Source organism: uncultured Clostridium sp. (genome assembly GCF_937920395.1).
In the GTDB taxonomy this organism is placed as follows: domain Bacteria; phylum Bacillota; class Clostridia; order Clostridiales; family Clostridiaceae; genus Clostridium_AD.
Map to the genome: position 1 here is coordinate 1 of NZ_CALEVF010000347.1, position 9,066 is coordinate 9,066.

General features: G+C 28.0%; 11 protein-coding genes. All 11 read left to right on the forward strand.

Annotated elements, in window-relative coordinates; genetic code table 11:
* Positions 1-998 (forward strand): hypothetical protein (locus Q0649_RS20650; RefSeq protein WP_298846317.1); only part of this gene is annotated, 998 nt, incomplete at its 5' end.
* 751 nt (positions 999-1,749) lie between these two features.
* Positions 1,750-3,261, forward strand: coding sequence for a PIN-like domain-containing protein (locus Q0649_RS20655; RefSeq protein ID WP_298846320.1), 1,512 nt, complete (start codon positions 1,750-1,752; stop codon positions 3,259-3,261).
* A 417-nt stretch (positions 3,262-3,678) separates the two neighbouring features.
* Positions 3,679-4,128, forward strand: coding sequence for a hypothetical protein (locus Q0649_RS20660; protein WP_298846322.1), 450 nt, complete (start codon positions 3,679-3,681; stop codon positions 4,126-4,128).
* Between the two features lie 146 nt (positions 4,129-4,274).
* Complete coding sequence (locus Q0649_RS20665; protein ID WP_298846324.1) at positions 4,275-4,415, forward strand: hypothetical protein; 141 nt, start codon at positions 4,275-4,277, stop codon at positions 4,413-4,415.
* Positions 4,416-4,583: 168 nt separating this feature from the next.
* On the forward strand, positions 4,584-4,964 hold the full coding sequence (locus Q0649_RS20670) for a DUF2513 domain-containing protein (protein ID WP_298846326.1): 381 nt from the start codon (positions 4,584-4,586) through the stop codon (positions 4,962-4,964).
* A 97-nt stretch (positions 4,965-5,061) separates the two neighbouring features.
* Positions 5,062-5,259 carry a hypothetical protein gene (locus Q0649_RS20675; protein ID WP_298846328.1) on the forward strand — a complete coding sequence of 66 codons (198 nt, stop codon included), beginning with the start codon at positions 5,062-5,064 and terminating at the stop codon, positions 5,257-5,259.
* 182 nt (positions 5,260-5,441) lie between these two features.
* Positions 5,442-6,248, forward strand: a complete 807-nt coding sequence (locus tag Q0649_RS20680; protein WP_298846330.1) for a GNAT family N-acetyltransferase — start codon at positions 5,442-5,444, stop codon at positions 6,246-6,248.
* 148 nt (positions 6,249-6,396) lie between these two features.
* Positions 6,397-6,768, forward strand: a complete 372-nt coding sequence (locus tag Q0649_RS20685) for a nuclear transport factor 2 family protein (RefSeq protein ID WP_298846332.1) — start codon at positions 6,397-6,399, stop codon at positions 6,766-6,768.
* A 29-nt stretch (positions 6,769-6,797) separates the two neighbouring features.
* Positions 6,798-7,427, forward strand: a complete 630-nt coding sequence (locus Q0649_RS20690; protein ID WP_298846334.1) for an alpha/beta hydrolase — start codon at positions 6,798-6,800, stop codon at positions 7,425-7,427.
* A gap of 165 nt (positions 7,428-7,592) precedes the next feature.
* Positions 7,593-8,150, forward strand: coding sequence for a dTDP-4-dehydrorhamnose 3,5-epimerase family protein (locus Q0649_RS20695; protein ID WP_298846336.1), 558 nt, complete (start codon positions 7,593-7,595; stop codon positions 8,148-8,150).
* 216 nt (positions 8,151-8,366) lie between these two features.
* Positions 8,367-8,822, forward strand: a complete 456-nt coding sequence (locus Q0649_RS20700; RefSeq protein WP_298846338.1) for a GyrI-like domain-containing protein — start codon at positions 8,367-8,369, stop codon at positions 8,820-8,822.
* Positions 8,823-9,066: the final 244 nt, after the last annotated feature.

A 9,066-nucleotide genomic window follows, 5' to 3' on the forward strand; every position in this document is an offset into this window, starting at 1 on the left:
ATGTTGATGATTTATCAGATGAAGTGCTCAAAGGATTAGACAGCTTAGATCTGTTAACTTCAAACTCAAAAATAAGATTTCTTAAATGGTGTAGCAAAATCAAGGTCCCTAAAAGGATAGATACTTATGAGTCACTTATTACGGCTCATCAAAGTGAGGTGGCATATCGAAAAGCACGTGATGCGGAGCATAAATTTAAAGACATTACTTTCAGCATGTTCAGTAATTCAAAAATTAAATATCAAAATAATAAAGCAGCTATTCCAATTAATGTGTCAGATAAGGAAATTGGTAGGGTATTTAGAATCATGGATACGTTGATTAAGGCTATAAGACAACTAGAAGGAAGAATTATAGTTGAGTTACGAGAAGAAGACTACGCATTTATTGATTTCAATGGATATAATGTTTCATTTGTAATATCTGAGCGCAAGGTGAGACGGAGATCATTGTTGTCGAATTCTCAAGAAGAAAATGTGAAAAAGAGTTTTAGACCTTCATATGAGAAGGTTTTTAGTGGGGAACTTATAATGGAATTTAAAGAAATTTATTATTATGGTGAAAGAAACAAGGTTCTGGAGGTTCTATTAAAGTTTGAAGACAAATGCAATTGTAGAATTGAAGACCAACTGGGAGAAATTTTAATTGCACTATGCAGATTATCCAATACAGTAAAAATAGCCAATATTATAAAAGAACGCGAGAACGATGTAAAACGTAAAGAAAAAGAAATCCTTTATGAGATAGAAGAAGAAAGAGTTAAAATAGAGCACTTAGTTGAAAGTATGGAACAGCAAATGGAAAGTTGGTATAAATCTGAAAGGTTACGTAAATATGCTGATGAGTTAGAATCACTCGTAGTTACTACAACTGATGATAATACCAAGGAACTTCTGTTAGCATATATTAGTTTAGTGCGTAAAAAAGCAGAAAGCAATAATCCTGTTGCCAATATACTTAATGAAGCAAAAGCAATTGGCATCGAGAGGTTAATATAGTAATACAATATAAAAAAACAGTGTATACAAGGATATTATAGTCAGAAAGTAATAATATCCTTTTTTTGCGTGGAATGGATTAACAAAGTCAGAATTGATTCACGTTTTACAGTAATGCAATATTACTGATGTAGCAGAATGAAACACCTCAAACGGTTATACATATATAACTGGGTTAAATAAGAATAAGTGGACTTATAACTGTTTTGTAAATGAAATCAATAAAAAGAATTACTATAATAGTATATTTATTTTTATTGAAAAGTGTGGGTGCAATGCTTTAAAGAGGAATTTTATGCTACGTTACTGATTTTTGTAATGGGTTTGGATATGATATCTTGCTCATACTTAAGTTTTTCATCAAATTAATTTGATATATACAATGTCAACAAACAATCAAGAAACCAAGTAGGAGGAAGCAAGATAAAATTACTATGCAAATGTGGTAATGATGAAGAGAAAAACTGATAAGTTAAAAAATAGTTTACGAAGATCTAGGGTAACCTAGGGTTTTATTTTTATACTTTTTACAAATATTGAAGGAAAAGATAAATTTATGTAGAATTAAGTTAAAGAAAGCAGTAGGTTTTTACTACATAAATAAGGAACTTAAAAACAACATATAATGTCTATAATGGGCAGGTCTTTAAACTAACACTGTGTTCATGAGTGTCGGGAATACAGTATTATATGGTGTTAGAAATGGAATTATTTAAATTTGAGTTGCTAAAGGATAGTAGGGGGAATAACTTTGAGTAAATCTACAAATTTTGAAGTTTTTAAAATAATATGGGATAAAAGCCCAATTATCGTGCTTGATGCTAATATTCTATTGGACCTTTATAGATATTCTGCGGATGCTACTGAGGATATCATTAATGTTCTATCAAATGTAAATGAGCAATTGTGGATACCATTTCAGGTTAAGGTAGAATTTAATAAAAATAAAGATTTAATAAAAAAACAGCAGTTTAATAAGTATAAGAATATACCTAAAGAAATTAACAGTATTATTAAAACAACACTGGATAGCATAGGAAGTAAATTTTTTAGATATAAGCAATTTCATTTTCCTAATATTGATATATTAGAACATAATATTATTAATAATCTTAATGCATTAAGTCAACAAGTAAGTAGTTTTAATGATGGTATAAATGAAGAAGAGATAAGAAATAAGAATTTATTAAGAAATAATATAGTTGAAGAATTTGTAGAAAAAATAATTTCTACTGGTAACATTGGAAGAGAATATAACATCTTAGACTTAATTAAAATATATCAAGAAGGTGAAATTAGGTACAAATACTTAATTCCACCTGGATATATGGATGCAAGAGAAAAAGATGACTTAACAAAGTTTGGGGATTTAATAGTTTGGAAACAGATACTAGAATATGCTAAATTTAATAATAAGGAAATACTGTTTGTTACTAGAGATACTAAAGAAGATTGGTGGGAAACATCTCAAGAAAATGGCCAAAAAGTTATAGTCGGGCCAAGAAATGAATTAATTGAAGAATTTGATATATTCGTACAATTCAATAAGCATTTTAATATGATTACCTTAAATGAACTAATTCCTAATTTATCAAAAATGTTAAATATTAATACTATTAACACTCAGTTAGAATTAGATGCTTTAGACTATATTAAAGTAGTTTTTGATGGAAAAGTAGATGGTGATTTTGAACGTGAATTCCAGAAATATATAGATACGATAGATCCATACCAAATTATTGATAATTCATCGAGAGACATCAACGTAATTAAATTGATAGATGCGTCTGTACCTAATATAACTGATGTATTTGTAGAGTTTAAAGAAAATGAAGTGATTTATAATGTTGAATTTAAAATTCATATTAAATTTAATGGCTTTGTTAATTTTGATGATGAAAGAGATGATATATATGATATAGGTATAGGTATTGGTACTACCCAATTTAGAGGTAATTTTAGTCTTAGTAGGAACATTGATTATGAAAATGATGATTTAGAAGACTTAGATACTGATTATGAAAATTTTTTAATAGATAATATTGAGGTAATTGAAAGTCAATTTATTGAGAAAGATGATTTATGTATTATGTGCCAAGAGAGAGAAGGCGAATATAACTATAATGATGAGGGTTTAATATGTGATTATTGTTATTCTCATAACGATGTTGCAACGTGTACTTCGTGTGGTAGAGTGTTGCCTTGGTCAAATATGGGTGGAGATGGATTTTGTAAGAGATGCTCACCAGAGTATGATTATTAATGCTATTACAACTTTATTAAAGAAAATAGTTAATCATTAAAATATTAATTATATAGTATTTGTGTTTTTAGCCTATATTTAGTTGTATGAATCTTTTGTCAACAATATATGATTAGTGGGTCAAAGCGAAGATAAAATTTATCTAAACTACTGCACAGTCACACTGATTTATAAACGGACGTCTAAATGTTAATATATTGTTTGTCTACAATACTATACTATCACCAATAAAATGCTTTAGGACAAACATAATAAGCGGATTTATAGAAATTTGGTTTTGGTAATTTTCTTATGTAATTATTTATTCTCATGTGTTTGCACTGTTTGTCTAGAGGTTTAATTGGAAAATTAGAAAATTGCTTATAATGATATAAGAAAATTCTAATATTTAAAGGAGATAATAGGTTATGATGATTTATGAAAACATTGATGAATATGAGAGAAACATCTCAGTATGTAGTTGCATATATAGATATGTTAGGTGTGACTTCAAGAATGCAGTTAAGTAAGGACAGTCAGAAGATTCCTTTGAATAAATTATATAATTTATATAGGTATGTAATAGATTTATGTGAAAAAGAAATTGGAATTAAAGACTTTGAAGGAATGAAAATCAAGATATTTTCTGACAATATTATTATTGTTAAAAAGTTAGATGAAGAATATGAGAAACGTATACTTACAATAAAAAGTCTTCTTAATTGGGTAGTGTTATTTCAATGCACAGCAGCTAGTGATTCAGTTGGTTGGTTAGCTCGTGGAGGGATTGCTATTGGAGAATTATTTTTTGATGAACGATGGTTTGGGGAGATGCATTACTTAAAGCTTATAGTTTGGAAAATAGTATTGCCATATATCCAAGAGTAGTAGTTGATCCTGATATTATATTAAAAATTAAAGGCAATAATGAATTGAAAAATTATCTGGTTCCTGATTTCGACAATACATATTTTTTAAATTATTTAAACGTTCAACATTTTGGAGGTAGATTTTTAAAGGGAGGTTTTGAGCTGATGAAAGAGGAAGCGATGAAAAGTAATGGAGAATATTCAGAACGTGTATACCAAAAACTTTGTTGGCATATGAACTATGTTAATAATGAATTGGATAAGAAGAAAGAACATGGAGAGGAAAAGTATAGATTGAGTATTTGAAGGTTTGAACATTCAAGTTACGTCATATGTGCGTGTCCTGAGATGGAAGATGTATTAAAATATGCCTCGTATGAAAAGCTAGAGCAACAACAAGTTATAGAATTTTAGATTGGCAACGTAAATAAGTTAATATAAAAGATAACTTTTAATAGTGGGGGATAGATAAAAATGAAAAGAGATATGGATGTTATAAGAAAGATATTATTATATATTGAAAAAAATTATATCGATGTTGCTTTATATGACATTGAAATAGAGGGATATAATTTTAAAACAATAGCATATCATTGTAGTTTATGTTATGATGCTGAATTTATTAGTGACTACAAAGGTATTTATGCAGATGATGAAATAATAGATTTTGGTGTAGGAGCTCTTACTTGGAAAGGACATGAATTTCTTGAGAAAATAAAAGATGATAATGTGTGGAGTAAAACAAAAAATGTTATGAAAGAAAAAGGAATCCAATTTACTATTAAAGCAATAGAACAAATAGCAACTAAATTAATTGATATTGGGATTCAAGCAGCGATAAAAAGCATTACTTAAAATGAGCATTTGATATCTTAAGATGATATAAATAATAAGATATATGATTAAATTTATAAGGAGTTATTTGTGATATCAAGCCTACAAAGATTTTTAAATGGTTGTTTGTGCATTTATAGCGGCAATAGTTGATTATGAGGATTCGTTAATTGATGAAGGAATGGAAAAATATTTATTTTTATTGAAGGTATGGCTGTTGTTAAGAATGGAAACAATGCTAATCCTGATGTTTTTAATTAATATGTTATTTAAAAGTCTACGTTATAATCCTTACGGTAAATCGTATCAGAAATAATACTGTTATATGGTTTATAACTTCTAATTATCTATATACCCATTAGGCTAATAATGAGAAGTTGGAAAAATGAATATTTAATTGATGAGTATAGGGGAAAAGAATAACAGAGATATGGCGACTATGTATTATATTGTCCAATAATATATTTTAACTTTTTATTTATGTGAGGAAGTGATTATATGTATAAATTAAAGCTGTGTGAATATAAAAAAGTGGAGCATATTTTTAAAGAATTAACCTTTAATATCGTTATAAAATCTGTAATTAATGGGAATACACCAGGAGAAATATACGTTGATAATATTGAAAACCCCAAAACTGCTTTAGTGTGGGACATGATGGGAGAACTGCTAATTGAAGGTGAATATATTAACGAATTTAATATAGAGATAAATAAGTTGATAGTTGAAGAGCTTAAGACGCGTGCTGCAAAAAAGTACATACCATGTTTTGATTTCTATTATTCAAAGGAATTTGACAATAAGCTTGATACCCTATTACAGCAAGAAAATTGCACAAAAATAGATAGAAATGTTTATAAATTTAAAGTATTAAAAATAAATTGGAGAGAAAATATACCAAAAGACTGTTCTATGGTAATTATTGATGAAAAGCTTTTGGAAAGAAAGGAATTAAAGTATATAGATGATGTAGACGGTTGGGTAAATTCCTTTTGGTACTCGGCAAGCAATTTTACTTCTAAGGGAATAGGATACTGTTTAATAAAAGGAGATATAGTTGTAAGCTGGTGTTTATCGGCATTTGTTAGTGATAAAGAGTTTGAATTTGGGTTAGAGACTATAGAGAAATATAGAGGAAATGGCTATGGAAAACTTACAGCAGCAGCTTGTATGGAGTATTGTATCGAAAATAATATAATACCATTTTGGCAGTGTAATAAAGATAATATACCTTCAAATAAAGTTTCAGAGAGTATAGGTTTTGAAAAGGATTTTCAATATTCAATAGAAAATTTACAGTTTTAAATATTATATAACAAATCAATCTGAAACAAGTTCATAATGCACAAAATCTATTTATTATACCTAAGTAGTTATGTCACAGTTTTCTTCTATTACGTCATAGCAGTATTTATTTTGGAACAAAATCATATAATCTTAGGGGGTGTAATTGTTGATTGAACGTGAACAAATCATTATAAATTATTTTCAATCCTGGTTAGACAAGAATGACCTAATATTAACAGCAACTTTTGACGCAAACATAATCTATAGTGAATGTTATGGTCCTGAATACCATGGATTAGATAGCATTAAAAGATGGTTTAAAGACTGGAATAAACAAGGGACAGTAATAGAGTGGGATATTAAACAATTTATTAATCAAGCAAGTATGACAGTTGTTGAATGGTATTTTAAATGTGAATATGAAAGAAATATTGGGGAATTTGATGGTGTATCAATAATTGAATTTAATGATGATAATTATATTATTAGTTTAAAAGAATTCCAATCTAAAATTCCACATTACTACCCTTATAAGTAAAATGTAAAATAAAAAGGTGGCTAATAGTTATGAATAAATCCTTTATTAAAATAAAATCATCTTGGGGCCATGTCATATTTAATATGTTAATAAGTCAATCAATTAAATCCGATTCTATCGTTGTTATTTTTCCAGGTGGAGGATATAGTTGTGATAAACCATTACTTCATTATGCAAGAAAAGTGACATCACTTTCAGGGTGTGATGTCCTAAGTTTAGAATATGGTTATTTTAAAACTAATAATTCATTTAATTATCAGTTTATTAATAATATAATAGAAGAGTCATATGAAGCAATTAAATTAGTGCTTTTAAATTCATATAAAAATATTTATTTTATTAGTAAAAGTTTCGGTACAGAGATTGCAGGAGAAATTAGTAGACGACTTGGATATGATAAAGTTAACAATTTATTTCTGACACCTACACCTAATTGCTTTACTCATATAGAAAATTCAAAATGTATTGTAGTAGTGGGAACAAAAGATTCAGTTATTTCTAAAGAACAGATTCTTAGAATAGGCACAAATCATTTAGTTGATTTGCATGTTATTGATGGAGCTGTACATTCTTTAGAGGTAGAAGATAATTACATTAAAAGTTTAGATATTTTAAGAAAAATTTCTATTTTGTATGAAAAGTTTGTAAGTAATAATTAATTATATATATTTTACAATTTTTATAGTCGCAAGTAACACATATCTTATGATGTGGGATTTAATATAAATAAATTACGTCGAGATTGTAATATAATGTGGCATATGAGAGATGTAAATAGTAATACGAATTATGAATTAATTATTTGATGGAAAAGGAGTGATTTTTTGAAAGTTATAAGTACATTTTTAGAAGAAGTGAAAATTCTTGAATATGAGTTTAATACTGATAATAGAGGACTTTCCTATCCACTGTATTGTAAAAGTGAATTGGAAAAAGGGGAAATTTACTTTAATTATATAGAGGAACGCATATATTGTTCTGCGAAGGCAGGTACACTGTATGGCATACACTTTCAAAATAACCCAAAACCACAGGCTAAACTATTATTTTGTATTAAGGGTAGGGGAATTGATTATGCTATTGATTTACGAAAAGACTCTTCTACATACTTGAAATGGGTAAGTGTGGAATTAAGTGAGAATAATCGGAAACAGATATATATTCCTAAAGGGTTCGGTCATGCTTTTATTTCATTGGAAGATGATACAAAAAATGTTATGCGTTTTGATGAGCCATTTGATTCTCGTTATTCAAGACAAATTGCTTATAATGATTCTGAAATAGGGCTTATATACCCAATTGATAATCTAATATTGGCACCTCATGACATTAAAGCACCTACATTAGAAAATAGCGATTTAAATTTACAAATAAGATTATAAGCATAATATACACTCGTTAAATTCTAAATTATAGAGCTGAAAGAATATAATTTTATATTCAGTTGTGTCGAACTGGTAAACTAATTCGTAATATAATTATTAATAAACACCTCGATAAATCATATTTAGTAATTTTAAAAAATGTCTTGTTTTCTATTTTAAATCATTATATGATGTTTTTAGACATCGATGTACTTTATAAATAAAGGGGAAATTATGAATATAAAGATTGAAAATATTTCTTTTTATAGGATTGCTTATTTTAGACAAATTGGACCTTATGGGTGGGATAATATTCAAACAATGGAAAAATTAAAGAAATGGGCTAAGGCCAATGGACTGCTTAATGAGCAATCTATCATACTAGGAATTGCCCATGATAACCCTGAATTAGTAGAACCTGAAAATTGTCGTTATGATACATGTCTTGTTATTTCAAATGATTATTGCATTAGTGATAATTATATTAGTGAGGGTAGCATTCGTGGAGGAAAATATTCGGTTTTTAAAATAAGACATACAGCTGAAGAAGTTCAAAAAGCGTGGCTTACAATTTTTCCAGGATTATTCAAGAAAGGTTATCAAATGGATGAAACAAGACCTATTCTTGAAAGATACAAGACTGAAATGATTAAAGAACATTATTGTGAAATTTGTGTACCAATTTACTAAAGTTTGGTTTTGAGAAATTCTACTTTATAGAATTGAATAAAATGAGTAAGTGTTAAGCATTAGTTGTGTCGCAACTTTCAGATATTGTAACGCACCATATATTAAAAAAGAACCATAATAGCTATTGGTCAACTTCCCATTATTCTTAGCGAATTATACGAAGTTAGGCGCGAAAAAAAGCTCAAACCCTAGATAAGAGTCTGAGTGTAAAAAAATATAGAAATACGTCTAACTTTGAATAATT